21 protein-coding genes are annotated in these 25,014 nt (G+C 44.1%); 9 read left to right on the plus strand and 12 right to left on the minus strand.

From position 1 onward, the window contains the following. The first annotated feature begins 212 nt into the window (after positions 1–212). The 4 genes from phbB to ACTXGE_RS11565 all read left to right on the plus strand — a co-directional run bounded on the left by phbB (position 213) and on the right by ACTXGE_RS11565 (position 6,909). A complete protein-coding gene (gene phbB / locus ACTXGE_RS11550) occupies positions 213–974 on the plus strand; it encodes an acetoacetyl-CoA reductase (protein ID WP_443541440.1) in 762 nt (253 codons plus the stop codon). A 74-nt stretch (positions 975–1,048) separates the two neighbouring features. Further along, on the plus strand, positions 1,049–1,714 hold the full coding sequence (locus ACTXGE_RS11555; protein WP_317199968.1) for a phasin family protein: 666 nt from the start codon (positions 1,049–1,051) through the stop codon (positions 1,712–1,714). Between the two features lie 215 nt (positions 1,715–1,929). Then, positions 1,930–4,002 carry a class I poly(R)-hydroxyalkanoic acid synthase gene (phaC, locus tag ACTXGE_RS11560; protein ID WP_443541439.1) on the plus strand — a complete coding sequence of 691 codons (2,073 nt, stop codon included), beginning with the start codon at positions 1,930–1,932 and terminating at the stop codon, positions 4,000–4,002. Between the two features lie 381 nt (positions 4,003–4,383). Then, positions 4,384–6,909, plus strand: coding sequence for a DUF3141 domain-containing protein (locus tag ACTXGE_RS11565; protein ID WP_443541438.1), 2,526 nt, complete (start codon positions 4,384–4,386; stop codon positions 6,907–6,909). A gap of 68 nt (positions 6,910–6,977) precedes the next feature. Here the strand turns inward: ACTXGE_RS11565 and ACTXGE_RS11570 are convergent, their stop codons facing one another. Further along, on the minus strand, positions 6,978–7,952 hold the full coding sequence (locus ACTXGE_RS11570; protein WP_443541437.1) for a glutathione S-transferase family protein: 975 nt from the start codon (positions 7,950–7,952) through the stop codon (positions 6,978–6,980). 76 nt (positions 7,953–8,028) lie between these two features. Next, entirely contained in the window at positions 8,029–8,889 is an 861-nt protein-coding gene (locus tag ACTXGE_RS11575) for a universal stress protein (RefSeq protein ID WP_317199964.1), read from the minus strand. A 218-nt stretch (positions 8,890–9,107) separates the two neighbouring features. On the opposite strand from ACTXGE_RS11575, the gene ACTXGE_RS11580 reads away from it, so the two are divergent. Continuing rightward, positions 9,108–9,767, plus strand: a complete 660-nt coding sequence (locus tag ACTXGE_RS11580; protein WP_443541436.1) for a DsbA family oxidoreductase — start codon at positions 9,108–9,110, stop codon at positions 9,765–9,767. A 112-nt stretch (positions 9,768–9,879) separates the two neighbouring features. On the opposite strand, the gene ACTXGE_RS11585 is transcribed toward ACTXGE_RS11580, so the two are convergent. After that, positions 9,880–11,004, minus strand: coding sequence for an S-(hydroxymethyl)glutathione dehydrogenase/class III alcohol dehydrogenase (locus ACTXGE_RS11585; RefSeq protein WP_443541435.1), 1,125 nt, complete (start codon positions 11,002–11,004; stop codon positions 9,880–9,882). A 196-nt stretch (positions 11,005–11,200) separates the two neighbouring features. On the opposite strand from ACTXGE_RS11585, the gene ACTXGE_RS11590 reads away from it, so the two are divergent. Further along, complete coding sequence (locus ACTXGE_RS11590) at positions 11,201–12,094, plus strand: LysR family transcriptional regulator (RefSeq protein ID WP_443541434.1); 894 nt, start codon at positions 11,201–11,203, stop codon at positions 12,092–12,094. A gap of 156 nt (positions 12,095–12,250) precedes the next feature. Then, positions 12,251–12,769: a DUF302 domain-containing protein gene (locus ACTXGE_RS11595; RefSeq protein WP_443541433.1), complete on the plus strand. Its 519-nt coding sequence runs from the start codon at positions 12,251–12,253 to the stop codon at positions 12,767–12,769. Between the two features lie 325 nt (positions 12,770–13,094). Here ACTXGE_RS11595 and ACTXGE_RS11600 read toward each other — a convergent pair whose 3' ends face one another. The 6 genes from ACTXGE_RS11600 to surE form a co-directional block, all read right to left on the minus strand. Beyond that, positions 13,095–13,382: a DUF4031 domain-containing protein gene (locus ACTXGE_RS11600; RefSeq protein ID WP_435950591.1), complete on the minus strand. Its 288-nt coding sequence runs from the start codon at positions 13,380–13,382 to the stop codon at positions 13,095–13,097. A gap of 14 nt (positions 13,383–13,396) precedes the next feature. Beyond that, on the minus strand, positions 13,397–13,828 hold the full coding sequence (locus ACTXGE_RS11605; RefSeq protein ID WP_317199958.1) for a PACE efflux transporter: 432 nt from the start codon (positions 13,826–13,828) through the stop codon (positions 13,397–13,399). A 79-nt stretch (positions 13,829–13,907) separates the two neighbouring features. After that, a complete protein-coding gene (locus tag ACTXGE_RS11610; RefSeq protein ID WP_443541432.1) occupies positions 13,908–14,444 on the minus strand; it encodes a cytochrome b in 537 nt (178 codons plus the stop codon). Between the two features lie 114 nt (positions 14,445–14,558). Continuing rightward, positions 14,559–15,869, minus strand: a complete 1,311-nt coding sequence (locus tag ACTXGE_RS11615) for a lytic murein transglycosylase (protein WP_443541431.1) — start codon at positions 15,867–15,869, stop codon at positions 14,559–14,561. A gap of 22 nt (positions 15,870–15,891) precedes the next feature. Continuing rightward, positions 15,892–16,689, minus strand: a complete 798-nt coding sequence (locus ACTXGE_RS11620) for a LysM peptidoglycan-binding domain-containing M23 family metallopeptidase (RefSeq protein WP_443541430.1) — start codon at positions 16,687–16,689, stop codon at positions 15,892–15,894. Positions 16,690–16,770: 81 nt separating this feature from the next. Next, a complete protein-coding gene (surE, locus tag ACTXGE_RS11625) occupies positions 16,771–17,556 on the minus strand; it encodes a 5'/3'-nucleotidase SurE (protein WP_443541429.1) in 786 nt (261 codons plus the stop codon). A gap of 626 nt (positions 17,557–18,182) precedes the next feature. Between surE and ACTXGE_RS11630 the strand changes: the two genes are divergently transcribed. Further along, complete coding sequence (locus ACTXGE_RS11630) at positions 18,183–18,578, plus strand: MCR_0457 family protein (protein WP_435950580.1); 396 nt, start codon at positions 18,183–18,185, stop codon at positions 18,576–18,578. 316 nt (positions 18,579–18,894) lie between these two features. Continuing rightward, positions 18,895–20,058, plus strand: coding sequence for a D-alanyl-D-alanine carboxypeptidase family protein (locus ACTXGE_RS11635; protein ID WP_317199952.1), 1,164 nt, complete (start codon positions 18,895–18,897; stop codon positions 20,056–20,058). A gap of 104 nt (positions 20,059–20,162) precedes the next feature. Here ACTXGE_RS11635 and ACTXGE_RS11640 read toward each other — a convergent pair whose 3' ends face one another. The 3 genes from ACTXGE_RS11640 to bamB all read right to left on the minus strand — a co-directional run bounded on the left by ACTXGE_RS11640 (position 20,163) and on the right by bamB (position 25,002). Further along, positions 20,163–22,073 (minus strand): sensor histidine kinase, encoded by a 1,911-nt coding sequence (locus tag ACTXGE_RS11640; protein WP_443541428.1) that lies wholly within the window; start codon positions 22,071–22,073, stop codon positions 20,163–20,165. A 156-nt stretch (positions 22,074–22,229) separates the two neighbouring features. After that, positions 22,230–23,645 carry a ribosome biogenesis GTPase Der gene (gene der / locus ACTXGE_RS11645; RefSeq protein ID WP_443541427.1) on the minus strand — a complete coding sequence of 472 codons (1,416 nt, stop codon included), beginning with the start codon at positions 23,643–23,645 and terminating at the stop codon, positions 22,230–22,232. Positions 23,646–23,808: 163 nt separating this feature from the next. Beyond that, complete coding sequence (gene bamB / locus ACTXGE_RS11650; RefSeq protein ID WP_443541426.1) at positions 23,809–25,002, minus strand: outer membrane protein assembly factor BamB; 1,194 nt, start codon at positions 25,000–25,002, stop codon at positions 23,809–23,811. Positions 25,003–25,014: the final 12 nt, after the last annotated feature.

The raw sequence follows: 25,014 nt of genomic DNA on the forward strand, positions 1-25,014 counted from the left end.
TTTGTATCGTCGATTTTTAACAATTATCTTTGACGACGGTGTGCACATAGTCTGACTTATAGTTTGTAAGTGTTTTGAATCTATAACCTTTTATATTCATAACGTGAGTAATGTTCCGTAAAAATTAGAAATTTGTTAACCTTTTAGAGCGCATTTGAGGTAAAATATAGCAGAATACATTTGTGCACTGGTTTTAAACACGGAGGTTTTATATGTCAGAGTCGAGAGCAGAAAGTCAAAAAGTAGCCATGGTAACAGGAGCACTAGGTGGTATCGGTACCGCTATTTGTGAAAAACTGCTAGATAAGGGTTATCACGTCATTGCTACTTTGAGCAAAGAGGATCCAGAACGCACCAAAAAATGGTGTGATGACAATGGATTTGACTCAAGCCGCTTTGAATTTCTTGCCGTTGATTTAAGTGATCACGAGACCGCTATGGCAAATATCCAAAAAACCATTGATAAGTATGACAACATCTATGCCTTGATAAATGGCGCTGGTATCACCCGCGATAGTAGCTTTAAAAAGATGAGCTTTGAGCAGTGGAAACAGGTTATCGATACCAATTTAACCTCGCTATATACCATTGTTCACCCCGTCTTTGTCAAGATGTTGGCGCAAAAAGAGGGCCGCGTTGTCAACATCAGCTCGATTAACGGTCTGCGCGGTCAGTACGGTCAAACCAACTACTCTGCGGCCAAAGCGGGCATTATTGGTTTCACCAAAGCTTTAGCTTATGAAGGCGCAACCTCATCAGTAACTGCAAACGTCGTTGCACCAGGCTACACCTATACCCCTATGGTAGAGACTGTGCCTGAACATATTATGAACAAGATTAAAGAAACCATTCCGATGAATCGTTTGGCAGGTGCCAACGAAATTGCTGCAACTTGTATGTACCTCATTAGTGACGAAGCTATCTTTGTCACAGGCGAGACCATATCAGTGAACGGCGGACAGTATATGTCCTAGATTGAGTATTATTAGGTCATATCTGTTATACTATTAAGTCAAATTTTTATACAACCCATGCGCGGAGAAGCAGTATGTCACAGCAAAACCCTCAAGATTTTATGAATCAGTTCAACAACATGAGCGAAAACGCTCAAAAAATGTTTGAGCCTTGGACTAAATTGAACCAAGCCTTTTTAAAAAACGCAGAAATGATGACTGAGTTCTCATTAAACACCATCAAGTCCTACTCTGAGATGGGTCTTGAGAACATGCGTCAAGTGTCTGAGATCGACTCACCAGAATCTGCTGAGAACTTCAGTAAAAAACAAGCTGAAATGCTAAACACTATCAGCCAAAAAATGCTAGCAGATGCTAAGCGTATGACAGAGCTTGGTAGCAGCATGCACGATGAAGTGATGCAAGTAATGGGTGACGTATATGGTCAAACCAGTGAGCAGATGCAAAGCAACATGCAAAAAACTGCTGACCAAGCGACCAAAGCGGCACAAGAATACTCAGCTAACATGAACAAAATGGCTGAAAAAGCAACTGAGCAAGTTTCTAAAGCCACAGCTGCTGCTAAGCAAAATGCTACAAAGGCAACTGAGCAAGCCAATAAAAATGCTAAAGAGTACACTGAGAACATGAAAAACATGACTCAAAAAGTCAAAGAGCAAGCAACCAAAGCCACTAGTGCTGCGAGCAAAGCTCAAACGAATGCCACCAGTAAAACTGCTGCCAAAACAAACACTAAGTAATTGTTTAGTTAGCACAGTTTTATGTCGTCATTATTATATAAAGGTGGGTAAGAGAGCTCTTTCCCGCCTTATTTTTATGGTGTTGGCAATATGCGCCTTTACTACTAACATAAGCTTTTACTACTAAATAAGTTTTTACCACAAAATAGAAAGCACCATTAAATAGCTAGTAACATCAGATAATTTGTACCATCAGATAAACAATGGATAAAGATATGGATAATCAACAGTCCGGCGACCACTCAGACGACAATAAAAATCAGTCATCACACGACTCAACTACCGAAGATACCAACAACTTTGGGTTCAATAGTTTTGGTCAATATTATCTAGATCAACTAGATCAGATCAATAAGATGAATCAATCTTTTTTTGACAAGTCTAAACAGACGGCCAATCCTTTTGAAGCCAATATGAAGCTATGGCAAGATTCTATGAGTCAGTTTGGTCAATTCATGACTCCAAATATGGCTCAGAGCGCTGATGAGTCGCTATCAGATACCAGCAACGCTATTGAAGGTATCACTGACTTTACCCAAAAGTTTATGAGCGAATCTCTAAAGCGCGCAGGTCAAGACGACAACATCAGCCAATCCATTATGCTCAACATTATTGATGGGTGGCAGAACTTGACAACGGGCGTCACTGAAAAAAGCCCGACAGCCTTGATTGAAAAACAGATGATGCTATGGCAGCAGCAAGTACAGCTAAGCCAAAATGCTTTGATGAATTTCTCTGGCAATCAGACCGAGCCGCTTGCTACTCCAGAAAAAGGCGATAAGCGCTTTAATGATGAGGAATGGTCGAACAACTCTATTTTTGACTTGCTCAAACAAAGCTACTTGCTGATGGTTGATAGCATGATGTCTACCATAGACAAGGCTGATGGTATCGATGATAAGACGCGCCAGCGTTTATCATTTTTTACTCGTCAGTGGCTAAACGCGGTCGCTCCGAGCAACTTTTTGTGGAGCAACCCTGAAGTGCTACGCCTAACTATGGAGTCAGGAGGTCAAAATCTGGTCAAAGGTTTAAAACAGCTCACTGAAGACATGGAAAAAAGCGCCCAAGTGCTCAGCGTACGAATGACGGATGACGATGCTTTTAAGCTAGGTGAAAACATTGCTACTACCCCTGGCAAAGTGGTGTTTCGTAACCATATGTTTGAGCTGATTCAGTACACGCCAACCACGGATAAAGTCCATAAGCGTCCGCTACTGATCATTCCACCTTGGATCAACAAGTTCTATATCATGGACTTGCAAGAAAAGAACTCCTATATCCGCTGGGCACTAAATGAAGGTCATAGTGTCTTTGTTATCTCATGGGCTAACCCTACCCCAGCGTACAAAAATGTCGGTATGGATACCTACATGCATGACGGTTTGCTCACCGCTTTAGATACGATACAAGAGATCACAGGCGAGCCTGATGCTAACGTCATTGGTTACTGTATCGGCGGTATGTTACTTGCACTGACCTTATCTTGGCTTACTGAAAATGAACAAGCCGATCGTATCGCTAGCGCCACTTTTTGGACAACGATATTCGACTTTACAGATCCAGGCGATTTAGGCGTATTTATCGACGAGCGCGTTGTAGGTGCCCTTGAAAAAGAAGGCAATGACAAAGGGGTATTCGATGGACGTATGATGGGCGTGGCCTTTAGCTTACTACGGGAGAATAGCCTATACTGGAATTACTATGTACAAAACTATCTAAAAGGCGAGCGCCCTATTCCTTTTGATCTTTTATATTGGAATTCTGATTGCACCAACGTCACCGCCGCTTTGCATAGTTTTGTACTTCGTGAGCTGTATCTTGGCAACAAAATGATCGAAAAAGGATCGCTTGATTATGATGGTATCAAAGTCGACTTATCAAAAGTGACAACACCGACCTACGTCGTAGCAACGCTACAAGACCATATTGCAAAATGGAAAGGCAGCTATACGTCTACGCAAGTGCTCGGTGGTGACGTGACTTTTGTACTCGGAGAGTCAGGACACATTGCAGGTATCATCAATCCGCCTACTGGTAAATATGGCTTTTATACTCATGATGAGTACGCCTCTGACCCCGATGAATGGTACGCCAAAGCACAAAAACAAGATAGAAGCTGGTGGCTTCATTGGGAGGAGTGGATCGACCAGCATAGCGCAGGACAAGCTGATAGCCGTATGCCTGGCGTCGATCACAAGGGCCAAGAGTGGCAAGTATTAGGTGACGCGCCTGGTACATATGTTCACGTTAGAGCAGAAGATGCACTAAAGTCCTCTGGAAATTAATTTTTATTTGTCTAAAAGTACTATTTGTCTAAAAGTACTATAAGCGGTAAGAGCGCTACTTGTTTGCTCTTACCGTTATTTGTTTTATAAAACCTCCGACTTAACTTTTATTTCATTGTATTCTTCTTTACTTTATCGTACCGTGGTTTACTACCAGATTGACTCTATAACGTTAAAGCTAAAACTTATATTCTAGATTTACAGGTCTAGGTTACTGCCTTGTCAGGATCAAAAATTTTAGTATTATAACGAGAGCTAACCCTTATAAATTTATAAACTATTTAGGCGTGTACGACACTCACTTCTAGCATCTTAAATGCTCAGATGCTGGTGTTTAGGTAAATACGTCACGCCCTACCCCTATACAAACTGGAATACCCTATGTCAGATATTATCGAAGAAAACATCGAACAGCCAGATAAAGCCCAAGTTTGGCTAAGTCGCAACAACCCACGTCAAAGAGTGCCCGGTTCTGTACCGAACTTTCAAGACATGATGAACAATCAGTTTTATAAAAGCGAAAACAACATCAACGACTTTACGCGTCAAAAGCGCTATTCCGAAGACAGCGCAGTGTTGATAAAAGAAGTCACCTCAAGACATATGGCGCAGACCAAACAACAGATTCAAGACAATATTCAGACGCTCAAGCAAGATGCTAATGATATCGTTAGCAGTCTAAAAAAGACTTATACGCCAAATAGAATCTGGCAAGAGTGGCTTAGTTACAGCACAGACAGCACCAAGCGTCTATTGCAAACGGCTGATGTGCTCAAAGAGCGTGGCGATGTGTTTTTGGAGCACGAGGCAGCAGGCTGCCCGCCCGTTTTAGATTATGATTATGACGTCATAATGGACGCCAGTAATTTTGATCGCCCCTCCAATTATGTGTTACTTAGAATCATACCGCCCGCCGGAATTATCACTGATGACAGCAAGCGTCCTTACATTATAATTGACCCAAGAGCAGGACACGGCGCTGGTATTGGCGGCTTTAAGCACGAAAGCCAAGTCGGCGTTGCCCTAAATCAGGGGCATCCTGTGTACTTTGTGGCGTTCAAGCGCTTACCTGAGCCAACACAAACGATCGCCGATATCACTTATGCTGAAGGCTTGTTTGTTCGTCAAGTAGAAAAAAGCCATCCAAAATCAGATGACCCTGTCATCATTGGCAATTGCCAAGGTGGCTGGGCGGCGCTTATCTTAGCCGCTACTAATCCAGATATTACAGGTCCTATCGTGCTAAACGGCGCACCAGTATCCGCTTGGAGCGGAGAAGTTGGTGTCAACCCTATGCGCTACAAAGCTGGCGTTAATGGCGGTACTTGGTTATCCATGCTCAGCGCTGATCTCAATAATGGCGTGTTCGATGGTGCCGCTTTGGTCGATAACTTCGAAAAAATGACACCATATCGTAACTATGTCGGTAAATATTACGATTTATACAAAAACCCGCAAGCCAACCGTCAGCGCTTTTTGGATTTTGAGCGCTGGTGGGGCGGGTTTTTCTTAATGAATGACAAAGAGATTCAGTGGATTGTAGAGAATATCTTTATCGGTAATCGCTTAGCTCGCAATACCGGGCAGCTTGAGCCAGGTGTCAATATTGACCTGCGTAATGTCAAAGCGCCAATTATCGCTTTCGCTTCACGCGGTGATGATATTACCCCGCCGCAGCAAGCGCTGTCATGGATTTTGGACGCGTACAGTGACGAAAAAGATGTTGAAGTCTGTGGTCAGCGTATTATTTATATGATCCATGAGCAAGTGGGCCACTTAGGTATTTTTGTCAGCTCAAAAATTGCGAATACTGAGCATACTGGTATTGCCTCAATCATGGATATGATCGAAGTCTTACCACCTGGTCTCTACGAGCTAGATATTGCTGACTTTGAAGGTAGCGGAGAAGAAAAAACCTTTGCCGTCAATCTTGAGCGCCGCACCTTTGATGATTTGAGCCAAGCCATTGGTGAGTACCGTACCGATGAAGAGCCGTTCAAAGCAGTACATCGCTACTCTATGTCACAAACGCAAGCTTACGAGCACAACCTACGCCCTATCGTCAAAGCGATGAGCAATGAGACCTCTGCGCAGTTTTTGCGTACAATGCATCCGCTAAGACTACAAAGAAGTATCTGGAGCAGCAAAAACCCAATAGCGATGGCGACGAGTCAAATGAGCCAAGTGCTCAGTGGTAGCATTGAGAAAAACCAAAATCAAGAGTTTGTCCCGGTTGAAAAGGACGAGAAAACGCATGAGCCCTCTGACGTTTATGCCAGAATCAAGTTGCCTGCTATCGAGTCGCTCCAGCAAGACAATCTTTTTTTACAGATAGAAAAGATGTTTATGGATAATACTAGAATGACGCTTGATTTTTGGCGCGATTGGCAAGGACGCTATACTGAAAGCAAATTTTTTAGTATCTGGTCTATGCCTTGGTTCCGTCAGTACGGTGAATCAGTCGGCTCGCGTCGCCTGCTTGATAAAGACTCATTGCACGAATTACCAAAAGTAGATGAAGCGCTTACCAAAATCGCTGATGGCGGCTTTAATGAAGCGGTCGTACGTATGCTGATTTTGAGCAACTTGGTCGCGGACAACAGTATCGATCGTAATCAGCTGATACGTCTGACAGAAGTTTTGACAGAAAAAGCACCGTTTACTAAAATGCCGCAAGCGGATCTATCAACTATGATACATACGCAAACGATCATCGTGCGCTTCGCTGAAGATGAGTCTATTGCTTCACTAAGCACATTACTCACATCAAAAGAGCAACGTATTGAGGCGCTAAAACTGGTGCATTACGTAGTTGGTGATAAGCTGGTCGATCAAGACCCTGCTATTTTATCTATCAAGAAGCGTATCGAAGCGGCGTTAGCGCTAAAAGATGCTGATATCATCTAGTTTTTAAAGCTAAACGTTAAAACAAAAAAAGGGGCTATCTAAATGATTTAGGTAGCTCCTTTTTATGATCACTTACCGCGATTGTGCGGCGCCTCAAAATCAAGCTTGGGGCCAACAGGAACAATACCTGTCGGATTGATATTGGCATGACTGGTGTAATAGTGCGACTTAATGTGATCCATATTTACAGTCTGCGCAATACCCGGTACTTGATACAGCTCCTTTAGGTAGCCCCATAAATTAGGATAATCAACAATACGGCGCAGATTACATTTAAAATGACCAAAATACACCGCGTCGAAACGCACTAGCGTGGTAAACAGTCGCCAATCAGCCTCGGTAATACTATCTCCAACCAAATAGCGACTGCCTGCCAAACGTGACTCCAATACGTCTAAAGCTGCAAATAGCTCGCCAACGGCCTCTTCATAAGCGTCTTGCGTGGTTGCAAAGCCCGACTTGTACACGCCATTGTTAACCGCCGAATAGACCAAAGCATTAATCTCATCGATCTCGTCCCATTTATCTTTATGCAGAAAATCAACGGGCAATGCACCTACTTCATCAAATGCAGAATTGAACATCCGAATGATTTCAGAAGATTCATTACTGACAATAGTATTGGTTTTTTTATCCCATAAGATAGGCACAGTGACGCGGCCAGTATAGTCCGCTTTTGCAGCGGTATAGATCTCATAGGCATAGTCCGCATGATTGATAGGATCAGCGATGACGCCTGCGCCGTCTTTAAAGGTCCAACCATAATCACCCATGAAGGGATGAACGACTGATAATGAAATCATATCATCTAACCCCTTGAGCTTACGAAATATCGTCGTACGATGCGCCCAAGGACAAGCTAGGGACACATATAGATGATAGCGATCAGGTTCAGCTTGAAACCCACTTATGCCCGTTGGTCCTGCGCTACCATCTGCTGTGACCCAATTTCTAAACCCAGACTCTTCGCGCTTAAAGCGCCCGCCACTAGCGTCGGTATCGTACCAAGTGTCCTGCCATTTACCATCAACCAATAAACCCAAGATTACTCTCCTCACAAATGTTGTTATCTATACTGCTAAATTTAAAACACTAAGTTGTTTTTAAACCATTATTTTATTAGCGTACCAAAATCACAGGGGATACGGTGCTGGCGATAATTTCTGTCGTGGTACTGCCTAAAAATAGCTGCTGCCATTTAGAGCGTCCATACGCGCCAATAACAATGATGTCGATATCGTTTTGCGTCTGATGAGTAAGCAGACCATTGACCGCATCTGTCTCTGGCAAATGATGCGTCTGCACCTCAAACCCTGCTTGGTTTAACTGCTCAGCGGCTACTCTTAGACTCTCCTTTGCTTCATCATTATTATGACCAATCATCACAATATGCCCAGGCATACCTTTTAACAGCTCGCTTTTGGCAACCAATCCGACCGCTTTGATAGCCGTTTTGCTGGCATCAAAGGCTACCATATATGAGCGTGGCTCCTTGTAAGCTTCTGAGCAAATCAAAATTGGAATGCTAGAGGCACGTGCTACCGTCTCGATTTGACTACCGATATTGATTCGCGCGTTTTTGTGATCCTCACCGCGTCGTCCCATGACGATAGCGCGGTTGTCTTCTTTGAAATGCTCGATAGCAGATAGCAATTTGCCGCGGCGCTGATAAACCTTAATTTGGACATCAAAGCTGCTTTGTATATGGCTTTTGGCATCTTGTACTAGAGCATTGCTGTAGCTATTGACAACTCTTGCCCGCTGCTCATCTAAATGCGAGAGCTCTTCTAATAGAATCTGGCGACTGTCGAGTCCTATCGCGCCAGATAGGTCGCGCCGTTTGGATGCAGGCACTTCGGTCACATTTAATAAGGCTACAGGCAAATTTAGGCGACTGGCGTACCATGCGGCGTAGTCACTGACGGAACCTGTGACTGCTGAGCCATCGACACAAGCTAGAATATGCTGCTGGGTCATCATCACTTCCTCCTAAGATTAAATAAAAGTAAGGTATATATAGAGTCTACCAAGTTTATGAGCCTTATAGTCAAGCTTAGCAAATTAAAACATTAGGCTCACCTCAAATGGTTAGTACGCTTAAGATTATAGATCCAATAGTAAAACGCTAGCTTGTTTTGAGAAGAATAAACGCCATTAAAATGGTGATGCAAACACAAAACTAACTATAGGAAGTTATTATGAATAATACCAAGAAAGCTGAGCCACTCAGAATAGATATTGTCTCCGACGTAGTCTGTCCTTGGTGCGTTATCGGTTATCGTCAGCTAGCGCAAGCACTTAAGCAGACCAATACTGAGCATGAGATATACTGGCACCCGTTTGAGCTCAATCCTAACATGCCAGCCGAGGGCCAAAACTTACGTGAGCACATTATAGAAAAATACGGCTCGACCAAAGCACAATCTGATGCCAGCCGTGAGGCGATGACTCAAGCAGGTCGCGAGGTTGGTTTTGAGTTTAACTTCAATGATGATACGCGTATGCATAATACCTTTGATCTACATCAGCTACTGCACTGGGCGGAGCAGCAAGGACATATGCACGAGTTAAAACAAGCACTATTCGTCGCCCATTTCACTGACGGCCGTAATATCTCTGACATCACGGTGCTTGCAGATATAGCGGCAGAGACTGGGCTGGATCGTAGCGAAGCACTGGCGGTACTAGAAGACCAGCGTTTTGCTAAGGAAGTACGAGCAGCAGAGCAACATTGGCAGCAGCAAGGTATCCAAAGCGTGCCAGCGGTAATATTTAATGAGCGTCATTTGGTCAACGGTGCGCAAGGAGAGGAAAGTTTTACTAGCATTTTGCAGCAACTGGCTGATATGGCGGAATAAATCGACTTAAATGAACGATTTTACAGCAACGAGCGATAAAACTAGAAACGCCGCTTCTATATAGGAGCGGCGTTTTTGTGCTGACGTGATTTAATTCATAATAAATAGTGTCTTAAAAATGAATCACCGTACGAATACTCTCACCCTTATGCATCAGATCAAAGGCTTCGTTGATATCTTCTAATGGCATAGTGTGGGTAATAAAGTCATTTAATGGGATATCACCTTGCATATAACGATCGACGTAGCCTGGTAATTCTGAACGGCCTTTGACGCCGCCAAATGCTGAACCTTTCCAGACGCGACCAGTCACTAGCTGGAATGGACGGGTTGAAATCTCTTGCCCTGCGCCTGCGACCCCAATGATGACCGACTCGCCCCAGCCCTTATGACAACACTCCAGCGCTGAGCGCATGACATCGACATTACCGATACATTCAAACGAGTAATCTACGCCGCCATCGGTAAGCTCAACGATAATGTCCTGAATAGGATGGTCATAGTCTTTTGGATTGATGACATCTGTTGCGCCTAATTTTTTGGCCAGATCAAATTTGCTCTCATTGATATCAATCGCGATGATACGGCGCGCTTTTGCCATTTGAGCGCCAATAACGGCTGATAATCCGATACCGCCAAGACCAAAGATAGCAACGGTTGCACCCTCTTCGACTTTTGCCGTATTCATAACCGCGCCCATACCTGTGGTCACGCCGCAGCCAAGTAGACAAACTTCTTCTAGCGGTGCCTCGACGTTCACTTTGGCTAGTGAAATCTCTGGCAACACAGTATATTCTGAGAAGGTCGAGCAGCCCATGTAGTGATAGATAGGTTCGCCGTCTTTGTAAAAGCGCGTCGTACCATCTGGCATCAGACCCTTGCCTTGAGTCTCACGTACGGCTGAGCATAGATTGGTTTTGCCTGATCGACACATTTTGCAGACGCCGCACTCTGCAGTGTATAAAGGAATAACGTGATCGCCGACTTGGACGCTGGTCACGCCTTCACCGATCTGTTCAACGATACCGCCGCCTTCGTGACCCAAGATAGCTGGGAACACGCCTTCTGGATCTTCACCAGATAAGGTAAAGGCGTCAGTGTGGCAGACGCCACTGGCGACGATTTTTACCAACACTTCGCCTTTACGTGGCAGCATAACGTCTACTTCTTCAATAGATAGTGGCTCATTTGGGCCCCAAGCGATGGCGGCTCTTGATTTAATAAATTCATCTGACATAGTTGTCTCTCTTTTTAATTAGTTTTATCGGTTATTGAGCACAGACCTATTCATCTTATAGTGCTGACTTAGTAGAGGCAAGCGACAGCTGAACCTGTCTGTGAAGCATTAAACTTTACACTAACTATTATAGTCGTTTCTGCCATGATAACAATGTGCTATATTTACAAATATCTTTTACACAGTGGTAATAATCATGCGCTGGGATGGCATTAGTGAATTTGTTTACGTCGCAGAATACGAAAGCTTCACACGTGCTGCAAAAGAGTTGGGCATCTCAACCGCGCAAGTCAGTCGGCAGATAAGCGCCTTAGAGAAGCGCCTCAGTATCAAATTGCTATATCGCACAACGCGTAAGGTAACACTGACTGAAGAAGGCCGCGTGTTTTATCAGCATTGCCGCAGCGTGCTCGATGGCTTGGATGCCGCTGAGCAAGCAGTAAGCAACTTACAATCAAAACCCCAAGGCAGGATTAAACTGACCGCTCCTGTCACTTATGGCGAGCAGCAATTATTGCCACTGGTCAATGACTTCATGGTGCAATATCGTGATATCGAAGTGACGGCATTTTTGAGTAATCAAAAAATTGACTTAGTAGATGGCGGCTATGACTTGGCAATTCGTATTGGCAAATTAAGCGACTCAACCATGATGGCAAAAAAACTTAGCCGTCGTACCAACTTCGTCTGTGCCGCACCCGCTTATCTTGAAAAATACGGCACGCCTCATGCTCTGTCCGAGCTAAGCCAACATAACTGCTTACTTGGCACTCGTGACTATTGGCATTTTATAGATTTTAAAAAAACAGATTCTAGAAAAGACGCTGATAAAGAAAAAAACCTGCGAGTATCTGGCACTGTGCAATACAACAGCGGTCACAGTCTGGTCGATGCTGCGTTAAAAGGTCTGGGTATCGTGCAGCTACCTGATTATTATGTGCAAAAGTACTTAGCATCAGGTGAGCTGGTCAGCTTACTAGATAACTATAGAGAGCCCGAGGAAAGTATCTGGGCCGTCTATCCGCACAACCGTCATTTATCACCAAAGATTAGGTTGCTCGTAGATTATCTGGCAGAGCGTTTGGCTTAGATGATAGTTTTGGCTTAGTTATTCTTTAAGAGGTGTTGTCATGCGACCCTTTACTATGCGCAGTTTATTACGCACAATGCTATGCTTCACAATGAATATTCGATGTTGTCAGCCATCACTCGCTGAATAAATGACCACACTAAAAAAGGACTTTTTATGCTTAAGATTATCTCTATCGCTGCTCTAGCTTTGGCCGTATCCTCTTGCGCCAGTGTTGAAAATATTTTAAACGCGCCAGACAAGGGGCAGTCAACACTAAAAACGATGGCTGCTATTAATGCTAAGAAGGGTTTGGTGACGATGCAAAGTAATCACTCCGTTCAAGATACTGCGGATAAACTGGCATCGATTATTGAAAGTAAAGGCATGAAGGTGTTTGCGCGCGTCGATCATCAGAAAAATGCGCAAGGTGTTGATTTAACATTAAGACCCACACAAGTGATTATGTTTGGTAATCCTAAAGCCGGTACACCATTGATGAATTGCGAGCAAAGCGTCGCTATTGATTTGCCGCAAAAAATCCTCATCAGTGAAGATGCTGATAAAAAAGTTTGGTTATCGTACAACAATCCTGAATATCTCAAAGACCGCCATAATATAAAAGGTTGTGATACCCAATTAGGGAATATTGCAAAAGCCCTTGATGGTGTTAGTAAAGCCGCTATTGCAAAGTAATACCAAACCCAAAAATGCAATTAGCGGCGTCAAACTCGCTTAGCATATTATAAATGTAGAATAGTCAGTTGGAAGTAAAAAGGTTATAACTTCAAACGCGCTACTGGTATAAATTTTACTTGCGTGCTGCGTTCACAGAGGCTGCGCAAAATTCATCCCAGTAGCGCTGTATTTACTTTATAGTACATCGACTATACTTGCACTCGTTTTCCTTGCTACTCTAATTTTTGGGAATGTTATAAGCTTTAGGTAAGAATCTAAACAAATAAAAAGGTGGGATGCAAAAGCATAACCCACCTTTTTCATGTTTTAGAAAATTAACTTATTAGGAGTTCTCAGATTGTGCTATTTGCTCATGTAACTCTACTTTCAACTTCTTTGCACATTCAATAATTTTCTTTCTATCGGCAGGAATAGCACCGTTTTCGATAGCAGTTAAGCGCATTTGCACCGTAACATCATAGTGCGGATAACTGGCATTACGGTGAAATAAGCGTTTATCCACTTCAATCAGTGCGGCAAATTCATGCAACTCTTGCAAAGTATCTGCCAGCATATGGCACCATTTATAGCCTTTAAATTCTATCTGCATAAAATCGACGTATATCGCCATATTGACTGTCCTTTTTATTGCGTACCCTGAGCATGCTGAGGAATCGGAAATACCTTGTCATAAGCCCAATTAAAGACAAACGCATATACGAGATAAAAGGTCGCCATCGCTATATCCATAACAAAGGCTTCCCACAAGCTAATCTGTAGGTACCATGCGATTAGCGGTAAGAATAATACCAGCAGACCACCCTCAAACAGTACCGCATGTCCGACTCGTAATGCTACGGTCTTGTGGACACTGCCGCGTAATCTAAGCATTGCTTTATCGAATAAAATATTATAAAAATAATTCCAGACAGTGGCGACTATGGAGCCTGCAATAGCAATGACGCCCATCAGCTCAAGCTTAAAACCAAACACTAAGCTCGCTAATGGTGCAAAAATAAGCAGCCCAATAATCTCAAAGCTCAAGGCGTGGCGAATACGATCTTTGGTCGTGCGCATAAAAGCTCTTTGTTATTCATTTAAGCCGCAAGCTTCAATAGTGTCTAAACGCTATGCACTTTATAGACCTAAAGGTGCATTACAGCATACGATTAATGAGCTTATCTTTTTTGACAAACTGATGATAAAGCGCGGCTGCAATATGCAAGGCGGTAAATACTAATATTAGATTCCAAATAATATCAGTATGCACATCATTAAAAAACCGTGCCAAACCGCGATCAGGGGTGACAAATACAGGAATATCAAACAGCCCAAACATACTTACCGCACGCCCGCCGTAGACTGACATTAGCAGCCCTGCCATAGGCATCGCAATCAGTAACGCATAGAGCATAAAGTGACTAAGCTTAGAGATCATCTCTTGCCATTTAGGCATAGGGACAGGCGGCGGCGCTTTGGTAAATACGCGGCTAATTACTCGCGCTATCATCCAAAACAATAAGCTAACGCCAAAGGCTTTATGCAGGCCAATGTAGAACGAGTTGTCCGTATTCTCATAGGTAAAAATCATAACCCAAGTGACGAGCAGCAGCAATGCGCTGACCCAGTGAAAAAGGCGACTGATCGCAGACCATTTATTGACATGGGTTGTAGTAGGTTGAACTGGGCTCATATCTTACCTATTGGGTTATAAAACACTCTCGGAAAAACTATATTTCTTGAACTAAAATTTTGCTGTAAGCTTGCGCCAATAATCACTGCTGAAAAATGGCGTTAGCAGATTACTTCACCAAGACGCTAGTGACGACGCGCTGCGCTGCGTGATAAAACCATCTGGCGTCTGACCGTTGTCCGCCTGCCAGCGCTGAAACGCATTACGAGTGTTGGTACCGACAATGCCGTCAGTACCCTTGGTGTCGTAGCCAGAACTGGTTAAACGGCGCTGCAAATTGGTCACTTGCACCGTAGAGAGTGGACGCTCGTAACGTGGCCATGATTTTTGTAGACCGCTTTTGCCCGCGATGGCTTTGCCAAGCAAACTCACCCCAAGCGCGTAGCTTGAAGAGTTGTTGTATACCTTGATAACATCAAAATTAGGGCTAAGCAGTAGGACAGGACCATCTTTACCAGCAGGCAGCCACAGCTCCATCTGAGTATTGGCATCCAAAGTGACATCCTCAAGCGTATCAATACCCATCGATGCCCATCTGGCAGCAGATTGTTTGGTACCGACTAAGGAGTAATCAAAAGAGGCAGGAATAGTTGCTTCATAAAAAGGCGCCAAACCACGCACCCAACCTGAATTATTGAGATAATTGGCAGTCGATGCTAGCGCGTCCCCTGTCGCCCATGGATTACGGCTACCGTTATTATCACCATCAACGCCATACTTGAGCCATGTATCAGGGATAAACTGCGTCTGTCCCATGCCGCCTGCCCACGAGCCATCGAGCTGCGACCAAGACACATCACCGCGTTGTAGCAAGGTTATAAGGGCTAACAACTGGTTTTCGGCGAACTCTTGGCGGCGACCATCGTAGGCAAGACTAGCAAGCGAGCTTGGAATATAGCTATTGCCAGTGACAACGCCGTAGGAGGATTCCATACCCCAGATCGCGGCGATGATTTCAGCATCGACGCCATACCTGGACTCTAACTGTGATAAAAATCCGCGCTGTTCAGAGAACTTACGCTTGCCAGTACTCACGCGACCTTCTGATACCGCAGAATCAACGTATTCCCAAGGCATTTTTGAGAACTCAGGCTGACCTGAATCGAGTGAGATAACTTGCTGATTTAAATTCGCAGACGCAAGCAAGCGCTGCACATCATAACTGCTATAGCCTGATGATAGCGCGCGCATAGAAAAATCAGATTTCCAGTCTGAAAAACTCTGATAGCTAGGCTTAACAGGTTGCGGTTTGGGCGTGATAACTGGCGCAGGTGTCGGTTTTACAGTAATCGTCTGCTGCTGAGTAATCTCTACTTTGCCTTGGCGTACTGGCACCGTTTTGCTTGGCTGCTGCATGGCTTGCTGACTGGTACAGCCGACAAAAAAAAGCGCGGGAAGCAAAGCGGCGTATTGTTTTTTTAGCATGATACAACTCTCATATTAGGAATTAGCGCGCTAGTACCGCACGTGGATCAATAGGGTTACCATTTAAGCGCACCTGAAACTCTAAGGCGACTTGATCGGTTTGACCACTGCGGCCCATATTGGCAATACGCTGACCACGCTGTACTTGATCGCCTTCTTTGACCAGCAACTGACTGTTATGGGCGTAAGCGGTAATATAGTTGTCACTATGACGTATCATAATCAGGTTGCCATATTCAGGCAGTCCATTACCAGAGTACAGTACCGTACCTGATTGACTCGCTACGACAGGATCGCCTTCTTGACCGGCAAACCACATACCCATGTTGCCTGATTGAGCATCAAAGTTGCGAATCACCTGATTGCTCGTTGGATAGCCATAATTTGTCGCCGAGTTGGCCGTTGCGTTATATACTGGACTTTGAGTGACAGGTGCACTGGTGACAGGCGGCGTGTAGGTAGGCTGTGGCTGCGGCGTCTGACGGACTGACGTGTTGTAGCTGTTGTTGGCAGCAGGCGCCGAGCCGCCATCCCACAGTTTAAGCCATTGACCGCTATAGATAGTATATTTACTATCTAAACCATTTAGCGAACCGATTTGGCGATAGTTCAGCCGATAGCGAGAAGCGATTTGACTGACGGTATCGCCGCGCTTGACTAGATGATAATTAGGCACACCTTGAGCGTTGGTAATGATTTTGGGACCGCTTAGATTGGTCGGCTGATAAGCAGGCTTAGTTGCGCAGCCAACCATCGCCACTGTCATTGCTCCGAGCAAGGTTGCCGTCGCTAATTGCGATCTCATCGTAAGCTTTTTCATACAAGATATCCTATTTGTAGTGTGACTTGTCGTAGTGTGACTTATTTATGGTAAAGCTAGTATCTGGTTTAAATTATTATTTTATATATCTAGCGCCTGCAACTGTTTGAGCGCCGCTTTTGGAGTATGGTGTAGCCTAACTGGTGACAGACTAATGTAGCCTGCTGCAACTGCTTGTATATCTGTATCAGCCGATGCTTGATCTTGATTCTGTGCGTTATCTTTGCGTAAAGACAACCAGTAAGCATCACGTCCGCGTGGATCAACCATATGATACACAGGCTGTGCAATCTGGCTATGACCTAGGCGCGTGATTTTGCGACCTTGAATATCATCAGCACTTTTTACATTAGGAATATTAACGTTTAATACATGATAGGGCAAACTTTTACAGGTATCTATTATCGATGTTTGAGTTAATAATTTGACGATCTCGTTTGCTGCCCTATCATAACTTTGATCTTGGTCTGATATTTTATGAGCGCCGCCAACTAAGGAGGTTGCAATAGCTGGAATACCAAAAAGCTGCGCGGTAAGAGCGGCGCCAAAGGTACCTGAATATAGAACGTCTTGTCCCAGATTTGCTCCTGAATTGATTCCCGTTACGACGCAATCGAATGCTACGCCCTGATAAAGATTGTGCAGTGCTAAATGAATACAATCAGCAGGCGAGCCATTTACAGCGATAAAGCCAGATGGCAGAATGTGAGTATGTAAGGGACGCGTAATAGTTAACGCACTAGCTGTACCGCTCTGCTCAGTATTTGGTGCGACGACGACCACTTCTCCAATGCCAGATAAAGCCCTGTACAAAGCTGCCAATCCAGGTGCATATACGCCATCATCATTACTAATTAAAAATCTCATTAATACTCTTTTTCTATAGTAGATGACGCTATAAAAGTCATCATGATTTGCTAAATTTTGGGGTTTTGATGATATAGGATTATCATATCCTTTGTACACACTGTATTTGTTGTTCAATGCCAAAATGCTTAAAGCTCTAGGTGATTGACACCTCTTAACTAGTACTTGTATATCTCAAGTGCTGCCTGCAAACAGACAGTGATAAAACTAAATAAGAGATAAATTGCTCAAAGCTGCCTTATATAATAGTGAATAATATTAAATTAATCTTTGTACACCAGTGCCTGCATTTAGCGTTATACTCTGTCTGCCCTATTCACTTAACGTCTAAGGTTTTGTTTTGTCAGTCTATTTATCAAAACCGGTGCCCTAAAAAATATGCCAATGCGTTACAATAAGCAATAATTAACAACATTATTTACCCTTTGCTTTATCTTGACGTAACTTGTCTGCTCATAGCTCTGCTATGTTGCTGAAACACGGGCTAAGCTCACAATATATCTACACATAGACGAAGAATTCATGTGACTTTTATTTTTATAACTATTACCATATGACCATCAAATAATGATAAGCGAGCGTAATACTGAATGAAGAATCAATCGATATTGTCTACAGCTTTTACTATGAAACAAGCCGCCTCCAAAGTCGGTTTTGCTAGCGCCATAGCGTCTGCATTCTTGCTCTCTTCAGTAACAACTGCAGCAGATAACTCTACAACGATCCCTTTAGATATGTCTGGTATGAACATCACTAAGCATGAAATAGCTGTCATGCAAGTGCTCTCAGAGATATGCCCGCCGATGCTCAATGGCAAACAAAAACAGCGTTTTTATAAGTCTTATAATGTACAGCTTCACGAATTGATGCCGTCATTAGAGGATCCAAAAGCGGCTATCCAGTACTTGTCTACTCAGCAAGATTATCGCCAAATCTTGCAAGGCATTCGTAGCTGGACTATGGGATTCTCTAGACAAGAAAACAAAGCGCTATGCGAGGACTTGGCTAACGCGGCTATCTAACGGGTAGTACTGGTTGCAACAGACAATGTCTCATACGACTTGCGATGATTTATAGCCTTTGGCGATAAGTGATTGCAAGTTTTTTATTATCTTAACAATCTCCCCCGGTCTTATTTAGTTGCATTTAACAATTCCCCATCGCCGGGCATTTTGCTACTATAAGGCGTTATTTTTTTATGTCTATCGCTTAGGCAATATACTGTGCTCATCTGTCAATTATGAGTTTTGAGGCTCGGTATAAAGGTTACCAAACATACGTTTATATCCTTAGCTATGCGGTAGATACATTTGGTTTTTTGATGCGGTGTAACAATTTATGATAGTAAAGCAGGTAAAAAAACAGCTCATCCAGCTTATGGTTGCAAGCGCTTCTATGAGCGCGGTCATGGCAGGCGCCGCCATTCAAACTCCTGAAATGGACAATACTGCTTATGTATTGATGGACTACAATACAGGCGAGATTTTGGCACAAAAGAATGCCAATCAACCTCTGCCACCAGCATCCTTGACCAAAATGATGACCAGTTACATCATCGAGCAACGCTTAGCCTCAAATGATTTGAGTGAAGATGACCAAGTATTGATGAGCGAAAACGCTTGGTGCCGCGGTAGTAGTAGCCAATCTTGCATGTATGTCCCTGTCAACAAAACAGCAAGCGTGATCGATATGCTTCGCGGCATCATCATTCAATCAGGCAATGACGCCTCAAAAGCAATGGCTGAGCATATCGCTGGTAGCGAATCGGCTTTTGCTATTTTGATGAACGAGCAGGCGCAAAAGCTGGGTATGGAAAACACCAATTTTGTCAATTCAACGGGTATGCCAGATGATGGTCATTATGCCTCAGCGATGGATTTGGCCAAACTTGCGCGCGCTATTATCAAAAACAGCGGTGAGTATTATGATATCTACGCTGAAAAGGAGTTTACTTATAACGGTATTACTCAAGGCAATCGTAACGCCCTACTCGCGACCGATTCGACAGTCGATGGTTTAAAGACAGGACATACCAACGCTGCTGGTTACTGCTTGGTAGCTTCTAGCGACCGTGACGGTATGCGCCTGATCTCCGTTATTATGGGCACAGAGAGTGCGCAAGCTCGTGCGGATCAGTCGCGCGAACTACTCAACTGGGGCTATGGCCACTTTACAACCGTTACCAAAGCGCCTTCAGGTCAGTTTGTAAGCAAACTGCCAGTATGGTTTGGAGAAAATGAAGAGGTTGAGCTGGCGACTGCTGATAATTTGCAAATCTTGACCACCAAGACACAAAAAAATAAAATCACTACGGTCGTCGACATACCTGAGAGCTTAGAGGCACCTATCGCCAAAGGCCAAGAAGTTGGCAAGATGATGGCGGTTATTGATGGTAAGGCTGTAGCTTCTGTACCTATCATCGCTACCAGCGCCGTCGAGGAGTCAGGGTTTATAAGCCGGATGTGGCAGCATGTGGTACGCTGGGCGCAGAACCTGTTTTGATATATGACTTAGTTGTAAAAAAAGACGCCTAAATATCAGGCGTCTTTTTTTATGCTCAGTAGTTTTTTTGTGCTGCTAGTCTTTTTTGTGCTAAATAAGAAGTCCTATATCCATGCCAGCCACTCCTTAATGAGTTTCATTAATGTTTTGCTATTGATATCTGAGCTGTGACAATAGTCGACGCCGACAGCCTTGATCCCATGCTCAAAACTCCCTAAATTCGGCGCTTGCTGCGGCGGATACCAGTAGATAATCAGCGCGCGATGCGCCTTTTCGTATTGACGGATGGATTTAGTGAGCGAGATCACTCTGGTTATCTGTACGTCTTCAGCGCACATGACTATATCTACCTTTTTAATACTCATCTGCTCAATAACAGATTTTTCGTACTGATGATAATGAACATGAGCCCCTAGTCGCTCGAGAGTAGCTGCTAGATGTCCTTTTTCGCGGTAGTAGTAATAGATAACCGTCAACTCACTAAAAACCGATTGCTGCCGAGTATGATGCTGACTGCTCATAGGAATGGTAAGCGTGAATTGACTACCCACATTAGGGGTACTCTCAACCTCTATTGTGGCACCGATGAGCTGCGCCATTTGCCTGACCACAGTCAGACCAATACCAGAGCCTTCGTATTGACGCGTCTGTGACGAGTCCGCCTGAAAGAAGGGATCAAAAATATCGTTTAGATAATCGGCATCAATACCAATACCTGTATCTTTGATCACAATCTGCCAGCGATTACTGCGATCAAAATGAGTAAGCTGCGATTGAAGGCTAATCTCACCTTTTGTAGTAAATTTTATTGCGTTATCTAGTAACGTCGATACCATCTGCTTAATCTTGTTGACGTCCCCTTGGAGTACATAATCGATATGATGAATATGACTGACAAGCGCCAGCCCTTTTTGTTGAGCGATAGGCTCATACTTAGCGAGTAAATCAGCGATAACCTCTAGCGGATTAAATTCTCGCGTCTCGATACTAATCTGACCTTTATCAATCTGATTTAGTAACATGATTTGATCAAGCATTATCACAAGCTGCTGCGCGCCTTTATTGATAATGTCAGCAGTGTCTTTTTGTTCGATATTTAAGCCTTGGCTATCGAGTAGTTGTAGGCCGCCTACGATAGCATTGAGTGAAGTTTTAAGCTCGTGATTGATCATGCTTTGAAAGGTGTGGCGTTGCAGGTTTAAAGACAAATCTTTGTTGTGTAGTTGCTGCTCTAATATAGCTAGCTCTTTATAGTCGCGCTTCGTATTCTTTAAGCGCTCAAACAAAGTGATAAAAGCGTGCTTGGCGTGCATAAGCTCCTTAAACTCAAGGCGCTGCTTGGTGACAGGTAGTTGCTTGAGCTCTGGATTTTCTATGACCAGTTTGAATACATCCGTTAATGCATCTACGTCTTTGATAAACCAGTTGATTTTACGCAGTATAAACATGATCCAAGTCAGACTGAGTCCTACGATGAACAACCATAGCAGCAAATTATCTTGTAGCCAGTTGCTACGCATACGGGCTGTATCAAGCGTAATATTAAGATAGCCGACCAAACTGCCAGTGTCTTGATTCTCAGTATCAGCACTGGCATCAAGAGCTTCGTCAATAAACGTGCTACTACTAACATCACGACTGATGACAGGATAGTTAAAGCTAGCAGTATTTGAAAACAGTGCATTTTGCCAATCACTACGAGTCTCATCACCCTTGTCTTGAGCGTTATCGGCGATAGAATATGTCGTCGAATAAAACCTAATACTCTCAATACTTGGCTCATTAGCTAACACGAGCCTCACCTGATCGGCGATTAGATTGGCACCAGCGGGCGTTGAAGCACTAGTGGTTAGTAGCGCCGCTAACTGATCAACGTGTTGCTGCTTTTGCTTATAGTGATAAACCAGGCCGTAAATAACAGACAGTAAAAACCCGGTCAGCACAGTTACAAGGGTTACTTGTAAAACAGCGCTCCAAGCAATAGCGGAGAGAGTCTTTTGTGGACGGTTTTTCATATCGCGTCACTGCCATTAGACAACTGTAATGTTATAAATCTAAATACTCCCATACATACTACTGGTATTTATGCCAAGTCACAAAGGCTATTGCACCCTTTTATAGGTTTAAAAAATAAGCGATTACAGCTTTGCAAACGCTCATTAAAACGTGAGCTATCGATCTCTTTTATCGCCTTTAGTGAACTTTTTGCGCTGCTTGCGCTGAAGCAGTTGCTGCGCCTTTGCTTTGGTCGGTGTACTGCTTTTGTGAGCGTACGGGTTTTCGTTGAGTTTGAAGACCACGTTCAAAGGCGTGCCCTCTAATTTAAACACTTGGCGAAACTGATTTTCTAAGTAGCGCTGATAGCTTTTGGGTAGCGAGCCAGTTTGATTACCATGAATAACAATAACGGGTGGATTGTGCCCACCGATATGAGCATAGCGCAGTTTGATTCTACGACCACCAACGGTTGGTGGCGGATTTGCAGTCACCGCATCTTGCAAGATTTGCGTCAGGCGGTTGGTCGATACCTCAAACATCGAGGACTCATAAGCGCGGCGAATAGACGGGTATAGATTACCGACGCCTGTACCATGAAGCGCAGATATCAGATGCACTTTGACATAAGGAATAAAGTTAAAACGGCGATTCATCTCAATCTTGATATAGTTTTTTTGATCTGGAGTCAGACCATCCCATTTGTTGATTGCAACGACTAAGGCGCGGCCTGCGTCAAGCGCATAGCCAATCATATGCAAATCTTGATCAACGATACCCTCTTGAGCATCAATGACAATGACCGTAACGTTGGAGTCTTTAATCGCTTGCAAGGTTTTGATAACAGAGAACTTCTCTACCTTTTCATCAATCTTACCGCGGCGGCGCACGCCTGCGGTATCAATTAATACATAGTCTTTGCCGTCGCGCTGATAAGGAATGTAGATACTATCACGTGTTGTGCCTGGCATATCAAATACCACAACGCGATCTTCACCTAATAGACGATTGACCAGCGTTGACTTACCGACGTTGGGACGACCGATCACAGCAAGCTTTAGGCCATCAGGCTCCTGTCCGTGCCCATCCTCTGGCATATCAGCAGTAAGTACCTCAAGTAGATTACCGACACCGCGACCATGACTTGCCGCCATTGGATATGGCTCGCCAAGTCCTAATGCATAAAACTCAGCAGGCGCTGAATCATGAGCGCCATCGACCTTATTGGCAACGACATACACAGGTTTGCCTAAGGTATGCAAAAACTTACCGATCTCAGCATCTGCGCCAATCAAACCTGCGCGCGCATCCACGACGAATACAATGATATCTGCCTCATGTATAGCAGTGTGCGACTGCTCAGACATGTAATCATCGATATTGCCGCTACCATCATCCGCCTCGCCAATGCCGCCTGTGTCAACGACAATAAAGGACTTATCTTCATATCTGGCATCACCGTACTGACGATCACGAGTAAGCCCTGACAAATCGGCAACCAAAGCCTGACGACTCTTAGTAAACTGGTTAAACAAGGTGGATTTACCGACGTTTGGGCGACCGATTAAGGCGACCACAGGCTTGATACTCATGCAATACTCTCTATGGTGTGCTTGGTAGTAAACACAGTAGCGGACAGGATTAAAGCGATAATGCTTTAAAGCGATAATAGATCAATAATAAAGGCATTAGGCACAATAGCAGCGCCTAATGCCTATGATAATAAAAAACAGCACTAAAAGGTAGCAATGCTAATTAACGTGCCAGTTGCCAAATGGAGGCTTGACCTGTGGTGCTTTGAGCCAGTAGACGATTATTATCAGACTGTAGCGTCGTCAATGCACCTTTGGTCTGAACACGGCTGACAATAGCACCAGTCGCTGGGTTAAATAGATGCACTACCCCATCCAAGTCACCAATAGCAATATAGTTGCCTATCATCACAGGGTTAGTGAGTTTGCGATAAGCCAGCTCGTTGCTCTCCCATAGCATCTCGCCGCTATTGCGATCATAAGCGATGACCTTGCCGTCTAAACTGGTCGCGATCACTTGCTGATTGTTCACCGCTAACGACTTTAGGCTAGCAAGCTCATTTATGTACATGACCTGCTTTGATGCCAAATCGATACCTAAAAGCTGACCGCTATAGCTGATTGCAAAAAGCTGATCGCCATCAACGATAGGCTTGCCATCAACATCACTCATACGCTCAACTTCACTACTGCCTGTGCCAACGCCTATGCGACGTGACCATTGCGGCAGACCACTATCAGTGGTGATAGCGTGCAGACGACCATCAGCTGTTGCCAAAAGTGCAGTCTTATCATCTAATAAGGTGGGCGCAGCTGTACCTCGAATGCTAATAGCGGGCACTTGAGTTGCAAACTGCCAAACCGACTGACCTGATTGAAGTACTAACCCGTGCAAAAACCCGTCGTTGGCGGACAGTATCACGCGGTTATTGGTAATGAGCGCAGGCGTGAGTACTGAGCCTGATAATTGCTGCTGCCAACGCTTGGCACCTGTTGTACTATCAAAGGCGAGAACCTGACCATTACGAGTAGTAACAATAGCAGTCTGACTAAACGCATCTACCGCCACGCCGCCTGTGATCTCATCACCGACATTCACTGACCATAGACGTTGACCAGTACTATCAAACCCTAGTAAATCACCACTACGCGAGGCGGTAACTATCTGACCATTATCAAAACCGACCTGCAAGCTTAAAGGATCTTTTTTGCTTGCCTTTTTGTTGCCAACATCAACATTAAAGACAGGTTGTAGCACACTAACAGGCTGCGCAATCTGTACCAGTTTTACTGGATCGTTGACGACAGGCTTGATACCGCGGTTACACCCAACGACAGCAGTCGTCATAAGCGCCAGTATTGCCGCATTCATAACCGTCTTTTTGACCATGCTTTTAGAGCGAATCGATCGAGTCATTATAGGTTCTCA

It is taken from the genome of Psychrobacter sp. T6-4, from assembly GCF_052258425.1.
GTDB lineage: Bacteria > Pseudomonadota > Gammaproteobacteria > Pseudomonadales > Moraxellaceae > Psychrobacter.